We start from the raw sequence: 17,743 nt of genomic DNA on the forward strand, positions 1-17,743 counted from the left end.
AACGCCGCAGCTAACGCCACACCCGTCGTGTCAGACCCGCCGCGCCCAAGTGTGGTGATATTGCCGTCGTCATCCACCCCCTGAAAACCAGCCACAACTATGACTTTGCCTTCATCGAGATCGGTGCGCATTCGCTCCACATCGATACTTTGAATGCGAGCTTTGGTATGAGCATTATCCGTAAGAATTTTTACCTGCCCCCCCGTGTAGGAACAGGCGTCATAACCACGCTTCTTCAGAGCCATGCTCAAAAGGGCAATTGTGACCTGCTCTCCTGTGGAAACCAGAACATCCAATTCTCTGGGGTCTGGTTTTTCCTGGATTTGATAAGCGAGATCAATCAGGCGATTAGTTTCACCACTCATGGCAGACAAAACGACAACCATGTCATGTCCCTGAGCGCGAAACGCGGCGACTTTATCGGCCACTGCTTCAATTCGCTCAATTGAGCCAACTGAAGTCCCGCCATACTTCTGCACGAACAAACTCATAACTTACTGTGTTTCCTTAGCTCCACAATAAGCACGCTTCCTGCCCAACTCGTGCAGGCGCGCACTTAATCACCAAACCTCTGCGAAATCAACTCAACTACGAATTCAGACCACCAATTTGACAAAACTTAACTAGTTTAAGGATTGCTCAATCCAATTTGGCACTTCTTTCAGCATATTAGGGAGCGCGGACACATCGGTTCCACCACCCTGGGCCATGTCTTTTCGACCGCCACCCTTGCCGCCCAGCTTCCCGGCAGCAAAGCGCATAAGGTCACCAGCAGAAAGCCGATCTGTCAGGTCTTGGGTAACTGCGGCAACCAAGGCCACCTTTTCATCGCCCGGAGCCGCCAGCAGCACCACGCCGCTGCCCAGCTTGTTCTTCATTTGATCCGCCAAATCTCTCAGTGATTTGGGGTCAGCTCCGTCAATAGAGGTTGCCAGCAACTTAAAGCCCGCCAATTCAATAGCCTGAGTGGAAAGGTCTCCGCCAGCACCGCTGGCCAACTTGGTTTTTAACTGGGCAATCTCTTTTTCCAGTTTTCGATTGTTAAGCAGCAACTGTTCAACTTTGTCAGCCAAGGAGTCCGGACGCGCCTTAAGCAGAGTCGCTACATGCTCCAGACGCTGCTGCGCCTGATCAAACAAAGACATTGCGTGAGCGCCAGTAACCGCTTCGATTCGGCGCTGGCCGGAAGCAATACCGCTTTCCCCAACAATGCGAATCAAGCCAATATCACCGGTGCGCTTCACGTGAGTACCGCCACACAACTCAACGGAAAAAGCCTTGTCATCGGTTTTGCCCATGGAAAGTACACGCACAGTATCGCCGTACTTTTCGCCAAACAGAGCCATAGCGCCCATCGCTTTTGCAGACTCAATATCGGTTTCGTGAGTTTCAACTGGGGTATTTGCGCGAATTTGACTATTAACCAGGGATTCAATCGCGTGCAGCTGCTTTGCCGTTACAGCTTCGGGGTGGGAGAAGTCAAAGCGCAGGCGCTCCGAGTCCACCAGGGAGCCCTTCTGGGTGACATGCTCGCCCAGCACTTTGCGCAAGGCGGCATGTAATAGATGGGTTGCAGAGTGATTCAGGGCGGTGGATTGACGAACATCTGCAGATACGACTGCCTCAAGGGTTTCGCCCACAGCGATGCCCCCCTTCAACACCTTACCAGTATGCAAATGGTGCGCGCTCTGCTTGGTGCAATCACGCACTTCAAAGCGGGCATCACCGGAACTCAAATAGCCACTATCACCTACTTGACCACCGGACTCTGCGTAGAAGGGGGTCCTATCCAGAACAATTGCACCCTCTTCACCGTCTTCCAGGCGCTCAACCTGCTCACCACCTTTGACGATGGCCAACACTTTGCCTGTTGCCTCGGTCGCGTTGTAACCGAGAAACTCTGTAGCCCCTTCCAGTTCGAGGACGTCGGTATAGTCCTGTTTAAATTTACCGGCAGCGCGAGCTCTCTGGCGCTGGGCTTCCATAGCAGCTTCATACCCATCCATATCCAGGGATAGATCGCGCTCACGGGCAATATCCTGGGTTAAGTCTGTCGGGAAGCCGTAAGTATCATGCAGAGTAAATACCAACTCACCGGGGATCTCACTGCTTTCGAGGGAAGCCAGGGCATCCTCTAGCAGCGCCATTCCCTTATCCAGAGTCTTCGCAAACTGCTCTTCCTCTTTGCGCAGCGCATTCTCAATCAGCTGCTGCTTTTCACGCAGCTCCGGGTATGCGTCACCCATCTGCTCGGCAAGCGCTTCTACCAGCTTGTAGAAGAAGATATCTTTGTGCCCAAGTTTGTGGCCATGGCGCACTGCGCGGCGAATAATGCGGCGAAGTACAAATCCACGGCCTTCGTTGGAAGGCATTACGCCATCGGCAATCAGGAATGAACAAGAGCGAATATGGTCGGCGATCACTCGCAGGGATTTCTCTTCCAGGTCGCTGCAGCCAACCACTTCTCCCGCCGCTTTCAGCAGCGCTTGGAACAAGTCAATTTCATAATTGGAGTGTACTCCCTGCATTACGGCGGCAATACGCTCCAGCCCCATGCCGGTATCCACTGAGGGCTTGGGCAGTGGGTGCAGTTCACCATCAGCGGTGCGCTCATACTGCATAAATACCAGGTTCCAGATCTCGATATAGCGATCGAGGTCGTCATTATCGGAACCGGGAGGGCCGCCGGGCACATCGGCACCGTGATCGTAGAAAATCTCAGAACTTGGACCGCAGGGACCAGTGTCACCCATCTGCCAGAAGTTATCCTCGTCGAGACGGGAGAAGCGCTCGGCACTCACTCCCATTTCCTTCAGCCAAATATCAGCGGCTTCATCATCGCTGATATGTACGGTTACCCAGAGACGCTCTTCCGGCAAGTTCAATACTTTGGTCAGGAACTCCCAGGCAAAGCGAATCGCTTCGCGCTTGAAGTAGTCGCCGAAGCTAAAGTTACCGAGCATTTCAAAAAACGTGTGGTGCCGTGCGGTGTAACCGACATTTTCAAGGTCGTTATGCTTGCCTCCTGCACGTACACAGCGCTGTGAACTGGTGGCGCGATTGTAGGAACGCTTTTCCTGCCCCAGGAAGGTGTCCTTAAACTGCACCATGCCGGCATTGGTGAATAACAGCGTCGGGTCATTGCCCGGAACCAGGGAGCTGGAGGGCACAATGGCATGGCCCTGCTCAGCAAAATAATTCAGAAAGGCGTCGCGAATCTGTGCGCTTTTCATCCGGCGTAATTCCACTTCGTTAGTTGAGTTTTATTTGATTGGCGTCAGTGACACGGTGTCACTTCTGTTCCACTACTGTGCCAGCCCCTGTTCGGGCATTCTTTTTTGGGCAAGCAGGTGAACATGCAGGTGAAAAACGGTTTGACCTGCGCTTCGACCGTTATTAACTACCAGTCGATAGCCCTCGAGCCCCAGCTTGCGCCCCAATTCTGCCGCCAGCCACATAAGGTGGCCGAGCAGGGATTTATCCTCAGCCTGAGCCGCGGATAAATTCACTAGGGGTTTGCGTGGGATAATGAGGAGATGGGTCGGCGCTTGTGGCGCGCGATCCTCAATAACGACACACTGGTCGTCCTCGTAGATCATCTCAGCAGGGATATCTCCCGAGATAATTTGACTGAAAACGCTGGGTTCACCCATTGGTTTACTTTTCCAGCTTTTCCTCGGCTGTCAGCTGCCGCGCTTCAGATTCCAGCATTACCGGTATACCGTCTCGCACCGGATAGGCTAGACCACTGGCCTTGCAAACCAGCTCCTGTGTGTCCTCCCGGTATTCAAGCGGCGCTTTACTCACCGGACATACCAACAGGCTCAGCAACTTTTTATCCATGTTCCACCCCACTATTTTCCCTCGGTAATACTTCCGATGGGCAAAAATGACCGCGTATCATACAATGCTTCATACGCTTTTACACGGTATTCGCCATAGCTTCTGCTGCGCCACCTGCTGGCTTTGCGCTTTTTTACCCTTATATGACAGAAGCAGTCTCTACTGAAACAGAATTGAGATGGCTAAGTAACAGCTCCCGGACTAAACGCCCCTCCTCTATTTCATTAAATACCTCGTGGTAAGACCTTGAGAAACAGTGCAACTGCTTGTTTTTTGACCCCACCTGTCCAAACCACTTGCGGCTGAGTTCCACATCGACAATATGGTCTGATTCCGGCAATAACAGAAGGCAAGGCATGGATATCCCATTCAACCGGCCAGATAAAAACTCCCGCTCCTGCAAAAAAGTCTTAAACCAGCGTAGAGAGATACTGTGATGCACAAGTTCATCACTGACATACCGCTTGACCACATCCGGACTACGAGATATCCACTGACTATTTATCTGGCTGGAAAGAGCCAACCCCGGAAACCAGCGAGCCAAAAATAGCGCGAGCCATAACAGAAGGCCTTTTGGCTCACTTTTGCCGCGAAAGCCCGGCGCGGAAAGATTTAAACTGTCGACAGACTTATATCGAATAGCACAGCCACAGGCGATAACAGCTCCCATACTGTGGCCAAGAAGATGCATCCCAAGCCCGGGGTTTCCACTTTTTACCAAGGAGATAAATTCATTTAGATCCTCACTATAAAGTGCAAAGTCCTCAATATCCCCGCGCTTCCCATCCGACAATCCATGGCCATAATGATCTAGGGCATAGACACTGTACCCTGCTCGATTGAGGTCCTCCGCCAGCTCACTGTAACGCCCACTGTGCTCTCCCAACCCGTGGGATATAACTACTACACCCACAGCTTCTTCTACCCACCAGCGCCGGTAATACAGCGTCACTCCCCTGGTGACAAACTCCATTGCAATCTCCTTATTGATTATTATTTTGCTAGCTATTTGCTATTCCAGGGTTTCGCGGTACCTGCCCAGCATGGCCAAATGATTCATGCGGGACCGTTTAAGTAGCGCTTCCTGGGCTGCTTCAACATTCTCCGGGCGCCCTTGCCAAGCAGCGAGTGCTGGCTCTTGTAGTGCGCGCCCATAGGAAAAGCTCAACTGCCAGGGGCCACCACCTTGCTGATTCATTGCATTGAGATTGGCCGTGGCCTCTTCTGGCCCCTGCCCCCCGGAAAGAAAGTTAATTCCCGGCACTGCTGCGGGGACCGTTCGCCGCAAGCTGCGCAGGGTATATTCGGCCACCTGCTCAGGATCAGCCGTTTCCGCCTCCGCACCTGGGGTTACCATACTGGGCTTGAGCAACATCAGTTCCAGTATTACCCCGTGCTGGTGGAGGGCGTGGAACACAGAGTGCCAAACCCGCTCATTTACCGCCGCACTGCGCTCTATATCGTGCTCACCGTCCATCAGAACCTCTGGCTCGACAATAGGAACCACCCCTTCGGCCTGGCATACCGCTGCATAGCGGGCCAACATCTCAGCATTTGCGGTAAGCCCCAGGCGCGTGGGGTTGTGATGGCCAATAGGATAGACTTCGCGCCACTTGGCGAAGCGAGCTCCTTGCTTTTTATATTGCTGCAAGCGCTCAGACAACCCGTCCAGCCCGTAGGTGATCATATCCCCAGGCGCTCCAGGCAGAGGGCCCTTGCCCTTATCCACCTTAATGCCCGGCACTATCCCCTGTGACGCAGCCACCTCCGGCAAAGGCTGACCCTCAACATCTTTTTGCCCAAGGGTTTCCTCGAACAAAATAACGCCACTGATACATTCACCCAACCCCTTACAAGACAGCAGCGCGGCACGGTAGTCGCGCCGGTTTTTCTCGGTGGAATCCACTCCAATCGTGGCAAAGCGCTTGGCAATAGTGCCGCCACTCTCATCGGCAGCCAGGATGCCTCTTTGACCATCGACCAAAGTTGCTACAGTTTCCTCCAGCATATCGATATGTGACATCTCTACCCCTCCCTTAGGTTATTACGCTAAGAGGATAGGCGGTCCAGCCTAAAAAGCTTTACAGGCTTTTACCGCCCTCCGCCAACCAGCCAACAACTGCTCCCTCTCCGCCTGAGTCATTGCCGGCATAAAGTCCCGTTCAATTTCCTGCAAACACTCCGGTAATTCCCTTGGTCGCCAGGTTCCACTGCCAATACCAGCCAGCAACGCAGCACCAATAGCCGTCGATTCAATCTGCTGGGGCCGTTCAACACGCAAAGAGGAAATGTCCGCCTGGAATTGCATCAGGAAATTATTCGCGCAAGCACCCCCATCCACACGCATATGGGTAATCGGCAAGCCCAGGGCCTGCTCCATCAAGCGGGCCAGCTCATCACTCTGGTAAGCTATAGATTCCAAAGTGGCACGCACCACCTCAGCTCGACCAGCCCCCCGACTCAAGCCGCAAATAGTCCCCCGTGCCGATGGGTCCCAGTGCGGCGCACCCAGCCCACTAAATGCAGGCACAAGATAAACGCCGCGGGTATGAGGAATACTCTGGGCGATAATTTCGGTATCCACCGCCTGCTGGATCATTCCCATCTCGTCCCGCAACCACTGTATAGCGGAGCCCGCTGTGAAAACTGAACCCTCTACGGCATAGGCCGGATTACCCTGGGCATCACAGGCCACTGTAGCCAGCAAGCCCTGGGGAAGCTCCGGGGGATCCTCGCCGGCAAAAGCCAACATAAAGCAGCCGGTTCCATAGGTGTTTTTTATACTACCGGGCTCGGTACAACCCTGGCCAAACAGTGCTGCCTGCTGATCCCCGGCAACACCACAAATCGGAGCCGATGTGCCGAGAAAAGCGTGGGGGTCTGTATCGGTAAAGTGGCCAGCCGACGGTAGAATTCTTGGAAGAATGGATTCAGGGCACTGGAAAAAATCCAGCAGCTCACTATCCCAGGCTTTATCTTTTATGTTGTACAGGAGGGTACGACTGGCATTGGTGTGATCGGTGAGATGGGCTTTGCCACCGCTCATTTTCCAGATCAACCAGCTATCTACGGTGCCGAAACACAGGTCGCCATTTTGAGCTCGGGTTAGTAAATCCGGGTTACGGCGGAACAGCCAAGTCAACTTACTTGCGGAAAAGTAAGCATCCAGCAATAGGCCACTGCGCTCTCGCAACCAATCAGACCTGCCGAGTTCCCCCAGCTCCCGGCATACCTCTGCCGAGCGCCGGCACTGCCACACAATCGCAGGAAAAACCGGCTCACCGGTATACCTATCCCAGACGATCGTGGTCTCGCGCTGGTTAGTAATTCCCACTGCGGTGATATCCGACGCGCGAACACCAGCGCGCTGGAGTGCTGCGGCACAGACTCGGAGAGTTACCGACCAAATCTCTTCCGCATCCTGCTCAACCCAGCCTGGCTGGGGATAACGATTGGGAATTTCCGAGTAACTGCGACCAATCAGGTGGCCCTTACTATCGAAGATAAAAGCTGTGGTACCAGTGGTGCCCTGGTCAATAGACAGGATCATAGGGTTCTCGCGCTTATTCTTTTAGTCTCTTTCTGTACCTGAAAAATGGCCGAAACCTATCGACCAGTCATTCAGGCAGTAGTCAGAGTATAAGCCCGATTAATTGCCGTCCAGCGCCCAGCTAATCGCACCTGTGGGGAAGCCCCTGTAAGCCAGGTATCGCTGGCGTCGCGCTCGCTCCTTCATCCACTGATCCCGTGGAAGCTCTGCGCTCATAGGGGCCCGGTATTTTCTCTGAAGCATTTCCGCAGCTAACTCAAACCAATCCACTTCCAACTGATCCAGCGCCTGGGCAATTAGTTCACCGCGCACGCCGCGCTGCTGTAGCTCCTGGCGAATACGCATCGGCCCCTGACCGCGCTGGACACGGGAGCGGGCAAAAACTTCGGCAAAGCGTTGATCGGATTGATAGTTGAGTTCGTGTAGGCGCTCAAAAAGCGTGTCGAAATCGGCGCTGGGGAATTTTGCCGCGAGCTTTTGCCTCAATTCATGGCGGGAGTGCTCGCGGCGGGTCAACAGCTCAAGCGCCGCGCTGAAAAGCGCTTGAGCTGGATCAACGGAAAAATCCGCTTTTGAGTACGGCATTTACTCTTCCGGTAATTCCGCAGCCTCTTCAGGGGTCGCAGGCACTAAATCACCGAGCAGCTGCGCACGCAACTGACCTTCAATCTCGTTGCGAATGTCGGGGTTATCGCGCAGGAACTTGGTAGCGTTCGCCTTGCCCTGGCCAATCTTGTCGCCCTTGTAGCTGTACCAAGCCCCAGCTTTATCCACCAGCCCCATCTTCACGCCGTAATCGACGATTTCACCAATCATGTTAATGCCTTCGCCATACATGATCTGGAACTCGGTCTGCTTAAACGGAGGAGCTACCTTGTTCTTAACCACTTTCACTCGGGTTTCGTTACCCACCACCTCATCGCCATCTTTAACGGAGCCGATACGACGGATATCCAAGCGTACAGAAGAGTAGAACTTGAGGGCATTACCACCAGTGGTGGTTTCAGGGCTGCCGAACATAACACCGATCTTCATGCGGATCTGGTTGATAAAGATCGCCAGGGTGTTGGTGTTCTTGATATTACCAGTGAGCTTACGCAGAGCCTGGGACATCAAACGAGCCTGCAAGCCCACGTGGGAATCACCCATCTCACCTTCGATCTCAGCGCGCGGGGTCAGGGCCGCAACGGAGTCAACTACCAGCACATCAACGGCACCGGAGCGCACTAGCATATCGGCAACTTCCAGAGCCTGCTCACCGGTATCCGGCTGGGATACGATCAACTCATCGACGTTGACACCCAGTTTTTCAGCATAGATAGGGTCGAGGGCGTGCTCAGCATCCACGAAAGCACAAGTACCACCATTGCGCTGGGCCTCGGCAATCACCTGCAAGGTGAGGGTGGTTTTACCGGAGGATTCTGGTCCATAGATTTCAACGATACGGCCACGCGGCAAGCCGCCTATACCCAGGGCCACATCCAAGCCGAGGGAGCCGGTGGAGATCGCAGGAATACGCTCGCGCTCCTTGTCTCCCATACGCATCACAGTGCCTTTACCGAACTGACGTTCAATCTGAGATAGCGCCGCTTTTAATGCCTTGTCTTTATTGGAATCCATGACCATTCCCGTATTTCTGAGCTGAATTGAGTGGTGGCAAGCTTAACGAAGGATTACTGTATAGGCAACCAGTAATTCCTCATACTGAGTACCAGCTTCAGGCTGAGCGAGCCACGCCTCAAAAAGAAGTCTGAAGCTGGGGCAAACGAACAAAGATTGACCCGGCGGACAAGTTCAAACCGGGTGCTCACGGACAACCTTTAACATTCCCTTCAGCGCCTCAACGACCGTCTGCGATTGCACCTCTGCCCGGTTACCACTGAACAGAAAACACTTCGCATCAATCTGCACTGGCTCTTGCCCCTCCGCATGGGCCCAGGCGATCCAAACTGTACCTACCGGCTTCTCGGCAGTGCCACCATCAGGCCCCGCGATACCACTGACCGCAACGGCGAGGTTGGCATCCATCATCGCCAGAGCCCCACAAGCCATCTGTCGAGCGACCGGCTCACTCACTGCCCCAAACTGCTTGAGATCATTGCTGTCGACACCCAGAACACCGTTCTTGATACGATTCGCATAGCTCACGATCGATCCATCAAACCAATTCGAAGCACCCGCTATAGAGGTAATAGCCGCCGCAATCGCACCACCGGTGCAAGATTCTGCCGACGTCACACGCCAATCTCTCTTTTCCAGCTCCCCGCCCAACTCTCTGGCAAGCTCAGTTATCTCTCTGTATTCCACCGTTTCTTCCTATTCAACCGCTCCTGGGCCACAACCAAATATTACAGCACAGAAGTGGGCTCTTATTCTGGGTGCCGACCTGCAGCAAGCTTACAAATTCCATTTTAAGTAAGCTGCCCCATACCGAATATACAACCGCCCCTCAGTGGTGAAGCCGCAACCCCTTTAAAAACTCAATCCACGCCGGCTGTACACCGGCGCCGACACCAAAAGATAAATCTCACGCTGTCGAAGCGCTCGCAAGCGGCGGCAGCACTCTAGAAAATAAAACTACCTATGGGAGCCAAATTGCCAATTCTAATTTCCGCCGCCGGCCCACCTTCAAATTAGAATTTAAATTTTAAAAGGGGTCTTAAATCAGCAAATAATTTCAAGCGGGCAACCCAATAAGCAACAACAAATTTAAAAATAAAAACGTAAACAATGTAAAAACACATTAATACGCACTGGCTGATTCTAATTTTAAAGCAGAAAAATTTTGTATATGCGATAAGTTGGACCAGTCTCACGATAAAGGGCCCGGGCTTTCCCTATGCAACAATCGGCTTTTTGTTAGTCTGTTACTGCTGTACTGAATATATAAATATCACAATAAAAAAGCAGATAAATCCCCAAGCCCAACAAGCATTAATCATCGTGGCAGATCACCGCCATTATAAAAATACAATGAAGTTGGCACCCCCATAGATAATTAAAGAAAGACAAAATCATGAATTTAAAAAAATCAGCGATCGCGGCTGCTATTGTAGGCGCCTGTGTGTCCTCACTTGCCAATTCAAAAACTTTGGTCTGGGAAGATAATTTCGACGGCGACAGTATTGATAAGTCCGTTTGGACTTACGATGTGGGCAACTCAGGCTGGGGTAACAATGAGCTTCAAACCTACACCGATGATAGCGCCAATGCCTATGTTGAAGATGGCAACCTTATTATTCAAGCACTGCAAAACGACGACGGCAGTTTTACTTCCGCCCGCCTGAAATCCCTGGGTCGTATGACTTATAAATATGGCACCATTGAAGCCCGCATTAAATTACCTGACCTGGATGCCGGATTGTGGCCTGCCTTCTGGCAGCTGGGCGGCGACTACGGCCAAGTGGGCTGGCCCGCTTGCGGAGAACTGGATATTCTCGAGGCGGGCATGGCCGACGCTCTCAGTGCAGGCACGGTCAACTCAGAAGTTTCCGGCGCTTTCCATTGGTGGCATGAATCCGATGACTACACAGGCCAGGCGGACTACGGTCAATCGAAAAACCTTATTGATGACTTCGGCTCCAGCACTGACCTCACTGAGGACTACCATATTTTCGGTATGACCTGGACACCGGATAGCATCGTCATGTGGGTCGACGACGAAGCCAATGAAATTATTAGCATCGGCAGTGAAGACCCCGCATTTGACGAGTTCCGTCAACACCACTTCCTGATCCTGAACTTAGCGGTAGGTGGCGTCTTCCCAGAGATTTACGCTAACAGTGAAATCACCGCACCGATGCCCGCCAGAATGTATGTGGACTATGTTCGCATCTACGATAACGACGACAGCAGCTACAGCACAGAAATCTCCCTGGCTGAAGACACCGCCAAAACAGGTGATATCGGCGTATTTTCCGAGGGCAGCAACCTCTCCGAATCCTTGGAGCTTGGCACCGATACCGAGCTGTATGTCTGGAACCAAAACAGCATGTCAGCTACTGTCAGCGCCGAAGCTGCCGAGGGTGATGAAGCCCTGGAGTTTGATATTACCGCTGGTGAATGGTTCGGCATGGGCTTCTGGATGCACTATGACCTAAACCTAATGAACTACGAAAACGGTCATCTCAATTTCAAAATGAAAACCACCAGCAGCCAGACTATCGGCATTGGTATTTCCAGTACTGGTGGCGGAGATGCCTGGGTAGATCTGGTGGATGGTGATGATACCTACGGCCTGGAGCGCGATGGCGAATGGCATCAGGTCAGTATCCCCCTGAGCAAACTGGGAGTGGACTTCAACACTATCAGTCAGGCGTTTATGATTCGAGGTGATGCCGCCTCTGAAGATTTTGTTCTGTCCATTGACGATATCTACTTTAGCGAAAGTGTTGAGAAAACAGCCCCGACCGGTGTCTTTTCTCTCTACACCGAAACTACAGAGGCCAATTCAACTTTCACACTGGGAACTGATGGCAACCTGTATATTTGGGGCGATACCCTGCTGGAGGCCACTCAAACCCCATTCGAAGGTGAAGAATCCCTCTCCTATTACTCCTCCGGGGCCGGCTGGTTTGGAATGGCATTTACTGCCGACAGCTACTACGATCTATCCGCTTTCGATAATGATACTGCAACGCTGAATTTCGCCCTGAAAACCAGCTCAGAAACCACCTTTAAGATTGGCATGAAGAGCGGTAGCGTCAGCGATATTGGCCAGCAGTGGATTGAATTTGCCAGCGGCTCCGATCCTTATGAATTCGCACGGGATGGCGAGTGGCACCAGATATCAATCCCCGTTACTGATTTCAGTAGTGAAGTAGATATGTCAAATGTTATCCAACTATTTGAGCTACTAGGCGTTGATGGAGATATCAGCGATATTGAAATTGACGATATCTATTTCTCCGGCGGAAGCTCAGACAGCGATAGTAATGACAACTGTCGTCCACACTCCCACAAGTGCCACCCTCATCATAAAAGGCACAAGCATCGCCATGGAAACTGCACCCCACCTGCACGATGCGCACAGGGACCCCGTAGACATTAAAAATACAAGGGCGCCGCTAAATAGCAGCGCCCTTTTCTTTTTTACGCCACCCAATTTTTTCACCAGCATCAAAACCCGCCCTGTCTGCCGTCAGATATTATCTTTTAAAGATATGATCCTGTGTGATGGAAAGCGCAACAACAATAAATCCAGATTAAATTTGCTCGCACTTTTGCCCAACACAGAAAGACCAAAAACAGAATTCCCGCACAAAACACTTGCAAACAAAAACACAAAAAGGAATTTATTTTCTTGTAAAAAAATTACAAGAAAATAATTTTTCAAGTGTATGCGATAAGCAGGACTACAACTGCGACAAGGGGTCCAGATTCGCTTTCCTGTGGAACAATCGTTTTGCTAGGCTTTGCCCGTGACCAGCGCCTGTTTTTCGCGTGAATTTTAGGCAATTACAATTTAAGTAATCTGCATTCATTAAATCCACAAGTAACATTTGACTGAGTCACACCATTCCTATCAGGCATTTTATTCTTATAAATAATTAACAACGAAAGAAAATTATGATTATTAAAAAATCAGCGATAGCCGCAGCTATTGTCGGCACCTTTGTGTCCTCAATAGCCAATGCAAAAACTTTGGTCTGGGAAGATAATTTTGACGGAGACACTATCGACACCTCCGTCTGGACCTACGATGTTGGCAACTCCGGCTGGGGTAACAACGAGTTACAAAATTATACCGATGACAGCGACAACGCTTATGTCGAAGACGGCAACCTGATTATTCAGGCCGTACAGGAAAGTGACGGCAGTTTTACTTCTGCTCGCCTAAAGTCTCTCGGGCGTCTGTCCTACAAATACGGAACCATTGAAGCTCGAATTAAATTGCCGGATTTGGATGCGGGACTATGGCCAGCATTCTGGCAACTGGGCAGCGACTACGGTCAAGCCGGCTGGCCAGCCTGTGGCGAACTGGATATTCTCGAAGCGGGTATGGCCGAGGCGCTAGAAGCCGGCGTCGTAAATTCTGAAATTTCCGGAGCCTTCCACTGGTGGCACGAGTCCGACGACTACACCGGGCAAGCAGATTATGGTGTATCGCAAAACCTGGTTGAGGACTTCGGTTCCAGCTCCGACCTCACTGAGGATTACCATATCTTTGGCATGACCTGGACGCCCGATAGCATCGTTATGTGGGTGGATGACGAATCCAACCAAATCGCAGCTTTGACGGATACCAGTGATTCCGCATTCGATGAATTTCGCCAGCATAACTTTTTAATTCTCAATCTGGCAGTAGGTGGCATCTTCCCGCAGATCTATGACAACAGCGAGATCACTGCCCCAATGCCCGCCAAGATGTATATTGACTACGTGCGTATCTACGACAACGATGACAGCAGCTACAGCACCGAGCTCTCACTGACTGCCGATACCGCAAAAAGCGGCAATCTGGGCGTGTTCGGGGACAGCAGCGATATTTCCGAATCCCTGACGTTTGGCACTGATATCGAGCTCTACGTCTGGAACAATATGGAAAGCCAATCCAGCGTCGACGAGAGTGATGCCCTGGAGTTCCAAATCGATACCGGCGAATGGTATGGCATGGGTGTATGGATGCACTACGACCTGAATTTGATGAACTATCAAAATGGTCACCTGAACTTCCGCATGAAAACCACTAGCGAAGAGACTATCGGCATCGGTATTAACAGTACCAGCGGTGGTGAGTCCTGGGTGGACCTGAGCGTAGATGGCGATACTTTTGGCCTGGAGCGCGATGGGCAATGGCACGAGGTGAGTATCCCCCTGAGCAAATTTGGGGTGGACTACAACACCATTAGCCAGGCATTTATGGTGCGCGGCGATGGACCGTCAGAAGCCTTTACCCTGTCCATTGACGATATTTACTTTAGTGAGAGCGTCGAAAAAACCACGCCAAGCTGTACCTTCTCCCTATACAGTGAAAACACCGAGGCCGACTCCAGTTTCGAACTGGGCACTGATGGCAATCTGTATATCTGGGGCGAAACCCTGATCGAAACTTCTCCTTCCCCTTACGAAGGATCTGAGTCCCTGTCCTACACCTCCGCAGGTGCTGGCTGGTTTGGCATGGCTTTCACTGCTGACTATTACTACGACATGTCAGCCTTCGACAACGATACCGCCACGCTCAATTTTGCTTTGAAAAGCAGCTCCACCACGACCTTTAAGATCGGCATGAAGAGCGGCAGCATTGACGATGTAGAACAAAAGTGGATTGACTTTGCCAATGGCGCCGATCCCTACGGTTTCGCACGGGATGGCCAGTGGCACCAGATCTCTATCCCCGTAAGCGACTTCAGTGACGAAGTAGACATGTCTAACGTGGTTCAACTATTCGAGCTTCTAGGCGTAGATGGAGAAATCAGCGATATCGAGATCGACAATATCTACTTCTCCGGTGGTATTGGCGGCAACGATGACTCCGGTGACGATTCCGATAGTGGAGGCGACGAGGGCGACAGCGAAGACTCTGGCGATAGCGGTGAAGCTGGCAGCCAGGACCTGATTGCACAGGCTACCGTCACCGCCAGCAACGAAATCCAGCCCATCGCAAATGCAGTTGATGGCAACAGCAGCACCCGCTGGGAAAGCGCCCATGGCGGTGACTCAGTATGGGTACTACTGGACCTGGGTGAGGCAGAAGCTCTGAACACCCTGACAATCGACTGGGAAACCGCCAACGCTGCGACCTATGCGGTACAAGGCAGTAACGACACTATTTCCTGGACCACACTGGCCAACTTTAGTGGTGGTAGCGCCGGAGAGAGAACCGATGAGCACTCCCTGAGTGGAAGCTATCGATATGTGCGCCTGTACTTCACTGAGCGCAGCACAAGCTATGGCTACTCCATCTGGGAGCTGGGCTTAACTGGTGGCGACGGTCAGGCTTCAAGTATCTCTGCAACCTCTGAACTGCAAAGTGCTGAACTGGCAATCGACGGAGATAGCAATACCCGCTGGGAGAGCGCCCACGGTGTGGACAATGTCAGCCTGACTTATGACTTGGGCTCTGTACAGTCCATTGGCACCCTCAATATCGACTGGGAAACTGCCAATGCGGCTGCCTACACTCTGCTCGGCAGTACCGATGGTAGCAACTGGACAACTGTTGAATCATTTTCTGGAATGGGAACCGGTGAACGCACCGACGCAATCACCGTAGAGGGAAACTACCGTTACCTGAAGATTGACTGCACCGAACGCAATACCGTGTACGGCTACTCCATTTGGGAAATTAGCACTTACTAATTGCAGCTGGTAGTAGCAACTTGGGCAGCACTTTTACAGTGCTGCCCTACCTATAAACTGCCACCGAAGGAACTAAAATTCCAAAGCTAGAGGTGCTCCACACCTTTGCACAGTAATTCTTTCTAATTCAAATCCAGCCTGAAAATAATAACCTTCCCAAGGCTAACGGTAGACCATCGCCAGAATCGAGCGCCCCTGCTTCACGTAACCGCGGAATAAATCCCCAACAGGACCACTTAACTCATTCACTTCAACCCTCTCAAACCCCAAAGAGGAGTAAAAAGGCTCTAGGTGGTCGTAGGGAAATGTATAGGTGTCACTATCAAAACGTTCAGCAAGGAACGTCAGCAGCTGTCTTGCAACACCCTGCCCTTGATAATCTGGTGCAACAGCAACTCCTGCCAGGAGCTTAAAGGTCTCATAGCGCCGCAAATAACCGCAGGCAATCACCTCCCCCCATTCGCCGCGCACTATCCCGCAGTCCTCATGGCGTTTGGCTTTGCCACGAAATCCATACATGCGATAAAATTTGTTCGCTAGCGGAATCTCTATATCTGCCAGCCACTGAACACTATTAGAAGGCTGCGTTTTCGCCATAAACCTGCCCCTGTACCCCTGAAGTAGAAAAATGCCCAGAGAGACCTGTAGCACCTGCCTGCGCCCGCCCAATGTCTGCTACTGCAGTGCGTTGGTGAGCTTGGCTAATACCATAAAAGTGGTGATCATACAGCACCCACAAGAAGAGAAGCACCCGTTCAATACCGGGCGTATGGCGAACCTGTGTTTAAATAACAGTGAATTGCTTATTTCTGAAACTCTTCCTAATCAACAGTTGGAAAGGCTGCTCGATACACCCAGCGCTCTACTCTATCCATCACTATCATGGCTACCCCAAACACCCCAATTAGCTGAAGAGAATAATACCCCTAGCCACCAGAATCAGCTGGAAACGATTGAACAGCTAATTGTTATTGATGCGACTTGGAAAAAATCTAAAAAGATTCTTCACCTGAACCCCAAGCTACAACAGCTTCCAAGAGTCAATCTCAGTGGGGACTTGAAATCCAACTACGCAATTCGGAAAACCACCGTTGCGGATGGTCTGTCAACCATTGAAAGTATTGCCTTGGCTATGGCTCAACTTGAAGATAAAAATGAGTATTCCAAGCTTCTGCAACCATTTGAAAAGATGATTAGCCTACAACAGCAGAGCTATTCAGTAGAGCCAGCTTAGGGCATTTGGCTATCACAGTCAGCGAGGCCTCAAGCAGAGAACCTAAACAATCACACCACCAGAAAATATCAAATTAGAAATCCCCTGATAGGTCAGCACACACATAAAAATTGATAAGGCATATCGAATAATTGATCGATATCGCTCTTCATCAATCCTCGATTGAAGCTTAAATCCGATTATTAGTCCAAAATATGCAAATAGGGTAATTGCAGATAGCGACATCAACTCCAAATCATCAAAACTCAAGTAAACTGAAAGCACAGAAAGCTGTATCAGCTTACCAATCAAGAAACAAATATTGGAAATAAGGATTACTTCCTTTGAAGACTTGGCAGCTTCCAATAAGTAAATCATCAGTAGAGGCGCAATCGCATTAGTCGCGCCACCAATCACCCCAGCCAAGCCGCCCATAATAACAGGAAAAAGTACTGGCCGACTGGAGAATTTGGACAGATAACCCCTTAAACGATTGGAAAAAAGGTAAATTAAGATTGATACCGCCAGTAACAACTTGAGAATATCCGGATTTGCCCAGGTTAACAGCCATGTTCCGGTAAGGCTTCCAAGAGACACCAATAATATTACTAAACTATATTTAGAAAAATTAATCCTATAATCTCGGCACTTATAAAGACTGGATATAATTACCAAAAGCGACGGCAGGATGGTTAACACCACTGCCGTTTTCAAATCATAAGCAAGTGCCAGAATAGGCGTCGCAAGCATTGGGAAACCAAACCCCAATGCTCCGTGAGCCATACCTGCTACCAGAATAAGCAACAACCCAACTATAACTATCTCTATGACCACCC

At 51.1% G+C, this 17,743-nt stretch carries 15 protein-coding genes (1 of these 15 running past the window's edge); 3 read left to right on the forward strand and 12 right to left on the reverse strand.

Going from position 1 to position 17,743, the window contains the following annotated elements; translation table 11 throughout:
- The 10 genes from ACJJI4_RS14395 to ACJJI4_RS14440 form a co-directional block, all read right to left on the reverse strand.
- Nucleotides 1-491 carry the 5' portion of an aspartate kinase gene (locus tag ACJJI4_RS14395; protein WP_413662880.1) on the reverse strand. The gene continues 742 nt to the left of window position 1, outside the view, so the window shows 491 of its 1,233 coding nt (coding positions 1-491); the start codon lies at nt 489-491; its stop codon lies beyond the left edge, outside the window.
- A 132-nt stretch (nt 492-623) separates the two neighbouring features.
- On the reverse strand, nt 624-3,233 hold the full coding sequence (gene alaS / locus ACJJI4_RS14400) for an alanine--tRNA ligase (protein ID WP_444925595.1): 2,610 nt from the start codon (nt 3,231-3,233) through the stop codon (nt 624-626).
- Nucleotides 3,234-3,305: 72 nt separating this feature from the next.
- Nucleotides 3,306-3,653, reverse strand: a complete 348-nt coding sequence (locus tag ACJJI4_RS14405; RefSeq protein WP_413662882.1) for a histidine triad nucleotide-binding protein — start codon at nt 3,651-3,653, stop codon at nt 3,306-3,308.
- Nucleotides 3,654-3,657: 4 nt separating this feature from the next.
- Nucleotides 3,658-3,843, reverse strand: a complete 186-nt coding sequence (locus tag ACJJI4_RS14410; RefSeq protein WP_108734085.1) for a Trm112 family protein — start codon at nt 3,841-3,843, stop codon at nt 3,658-3,660.
- 139 nt (nt 3,844-3,982) lie between these two features.
- The gene (locus ACJJI4_RS14415) at nt 3,983-4,816 is read right to left on the reverse strand and encodes an alpha/beta hydrolase (protein ID WP_444925596.1); all 834 of its coding nucleotides are present in this window, start codon (nt 4,814-4,816) and stop codon (nt 3,983-3,985) included.
- 39 nt (nt 4,817-4,855) lie between these two features.
- Entirely contained in the window at nt 4,856-5,866 is a 1,011-nt protein-coding gene (locus ACJJI4_RS14420) for a class I fructose-bisphosphate aldolase (RefSeq protein WP_444925597.1), read from the reverse strand.
- A gap of 48 nt (nt 5,867-5,914) precedes the next feature.
- Nucleotides 5,915-7,393: a glycerol kinase GlpK gene (glpK, locus tag ACJJI4_RS14425; protein WP_444925598.1), complete on the reverse strand. Its 1,479-nt coding sequence runs from the start codon at nt 7,391-7,393 to the stop codon at nt 5,915-5,917.
- Nucleotides 7,394-7,492: 99 nt separating this feature from the next.
- A complete protein-coding gene (locus ACJJI4_RS14430; RefSeq protein WP_444925599.1) occupies nt 7,493-7,978 on the reverse strand; it encodes a regulatory protein RecX in 486 nt (161 codons plus the stop codon).
- Entirely contained in the window at nt 7,979-9,013 is a 1,035-nt protein-coding gene (gene recA, locus ACJJI4_RS14435) for a recombinase RecA (protein ID WP_108735301.1), read from the reverse strand. It abuts the gene before it with no gap.
- Between the two features lie 174 nt (nt 9,014-9,187).
- Nucleotides 9,188-9,700: a CinA family protein gene (locus tag ACJJI4_RS14440; protein ID WP_444925600.1), complete on the reverse strand. Its 513-nt coding sequence runs from the start codon at nt 9,698-9,700 to the stop codon at nt 9,188-9,190.
- A gap of 709 nt (nt 9,701-10,409) precedes the next feature.
- Between ACJJI4_RS14440 and ACJJI4_RS14445 the strand changes: the two genes are divergently transcribed.
- Together ACJJI4_RS14445 and ACJJI4_RS14450 are read left to right on the forward strand one after the other, a co-directional pair.
- Nucleotides 10,410-12,443 (forward strand): glycoside hydrolase family 16 protein, encoded by a 2,034-nt coding sequence (locus ACJJI4_RS14445; RefSeq protein WP_444925601.1) that lies wholly within the window; start codon nt 10,410-10,412, stop codon nt 12,441-12,443.
- A gap of 518 nt (nt 12,444-12,961) precedes the next feature.
- On the forward strand, nt 12,962-15,694 hold the full coding sequence (locus tag ACJJI4_RS14450; RefSeq protein WP_444925602.1) for a discoidin domain-containing protein: 2,733 nt from the start codon (nt 12,962-12,964) through the stop codon (nt 15,692-15,694).
- 162 nt (nt 15,695-15,856) lie between these two features.
- On the opposite strand, the gene ACJJI4_RS14455 is transcribed toward ACJJI4_RS14450, so the two are convergent.
- Complete coding sequence (locus tag ACJJI4_RS14455) at nt 15,857-16,291, reverse strand: GNAT family N-acetyltransferase (RefSeq protein WP_444925603.1); 435 nt, start codon at nt 16,289-16,291, stop codon at nt 15,857-15,859.
- Nucleotides 16,292-16,322: 31 nt separating this feature from the next.
- On the opposite strand from ACJJI4_RS14455, the gene ACJJI4_RS14460 reads away from it, so the two are divergent.
- Nucleotides 16,323-16,928, forward strand: coding sequence for a tRNA-uridine aminocarboxypropyltransferase (locus tag ACJJI4_RS14460; RefSeq protein WP_444925604.1), 606 nt, complete (start codon nt 16,323-16,325; stop codon nt 16,926-16,928).
- A gap of 42 nt (nt 16,929-16,970) precedes the next feature.
- Here ACJJI4_RS14460 and ACJJI4_RS14465 read toward each other — a convergent pair whose 3' ends face one another.
- On the reverse strand, nt 16,971-17,741 hold the full coding sequence (locus tag ACJJI4_RS14465; RefSeq protein WP_444925605.1) for a TSUP family transporter: 771 nt from the start codon (nt 17,739-17,741) through the stop codon (nt 16,971-16,973).
- Between the last annotated feature and the right edge of the window lie 2 nt (nt 17,742-17,743).

The organism is Microbulbifer maximicatervae (SeqCode) (genome assembly GCF_052467305.1).

Bases quoted from the DNA above. Each gene is read 5' to 3' on its own strand.
- alaS (WP_444925595.1), bottom strand. From the start codon at position 3,233: ATGAAAAGCGCACAGATTCGCGACGCCTTTCTGAATTATTTTGCTGAG.
- ACJJI4_RS14405 (WP_413662882.1), bottom strand. From the start codon at position 3,653: ATGGGTGAACCCAGCGTTTTCAGTCAAATTATCTCGGGAGATATCCCT.
- ACJJI4_RS14410 (WP_108734085.1), bottom strand. From the start codon at position 3,843: ATGGATAAAAAGTTGCTGAGCCTGTTGGTATGTCCGGTGAGTAAAGCG.
- ACJJI4_RS14415 (WP_444925596.1), bottom strand. From the start codon at position 4,816: ATGGAGTTTGTCACCAGGGGAGTGACGCTGTATTACCGGCGCTGGTGG.
- ACJJI4_RS14420 (WP_444925597.1), bottom strand. From the start codon at position 5,866: ATGTCACATATCGATATGCTGGAGGAAACTGTAGCAACTTTGGTCGAT.
- glpK (WP_444925598.1), bottom strand. From the start codon at position 7,393: ATGATCCTGTCTATTGACCAGGGCACCACTGGTACCACAGCTTTTATC.
- ACJJI4_RS14430 (WP_444925599.1), bottom strand. From the start codon at position 7,978: ATGCCGTACTCAAAAGCGGATTTTTCCGTTGATCCAGCTCAAGCGCTT.
- recA (WP_108735301.1), bottom strand. From the start codon at position 9,013: ATGGATTCCAATAAAGACAAGGCATTAAAAGCGGCGCTATCTCAGATT.
- ACJJI4_RS14445 (WP_444925601.1), top strand. From the start codon at position 10,410: ATGAATTTAAAAAAATCAGCGATCGCGGCTGCTATTGTAGGCGCCTGT.
- ACJJI4_RS14450 (WP_444925602.1), top strand. From the start codon at position 12,962: ATGATTATTAAAAAATCAGCGATAGCCGCAGCTATTGTCGGCACCTTT.
- ACJJI4_RS14455 (WP_444925603.1), bottom strand. From the start codon at position 16,291: ATGGCGAAAACGCAGCCTTCTAATAGTGTTCAGTGGCTGGCAGATATA.
- ACJJI4_RS14460 (WP_444925604.1), top strand. From the start codon at position 16,323: ATGCCCAGAGAGACCTGTAGCACCTGCCTGCGCCCGCCCAATGTCTGC.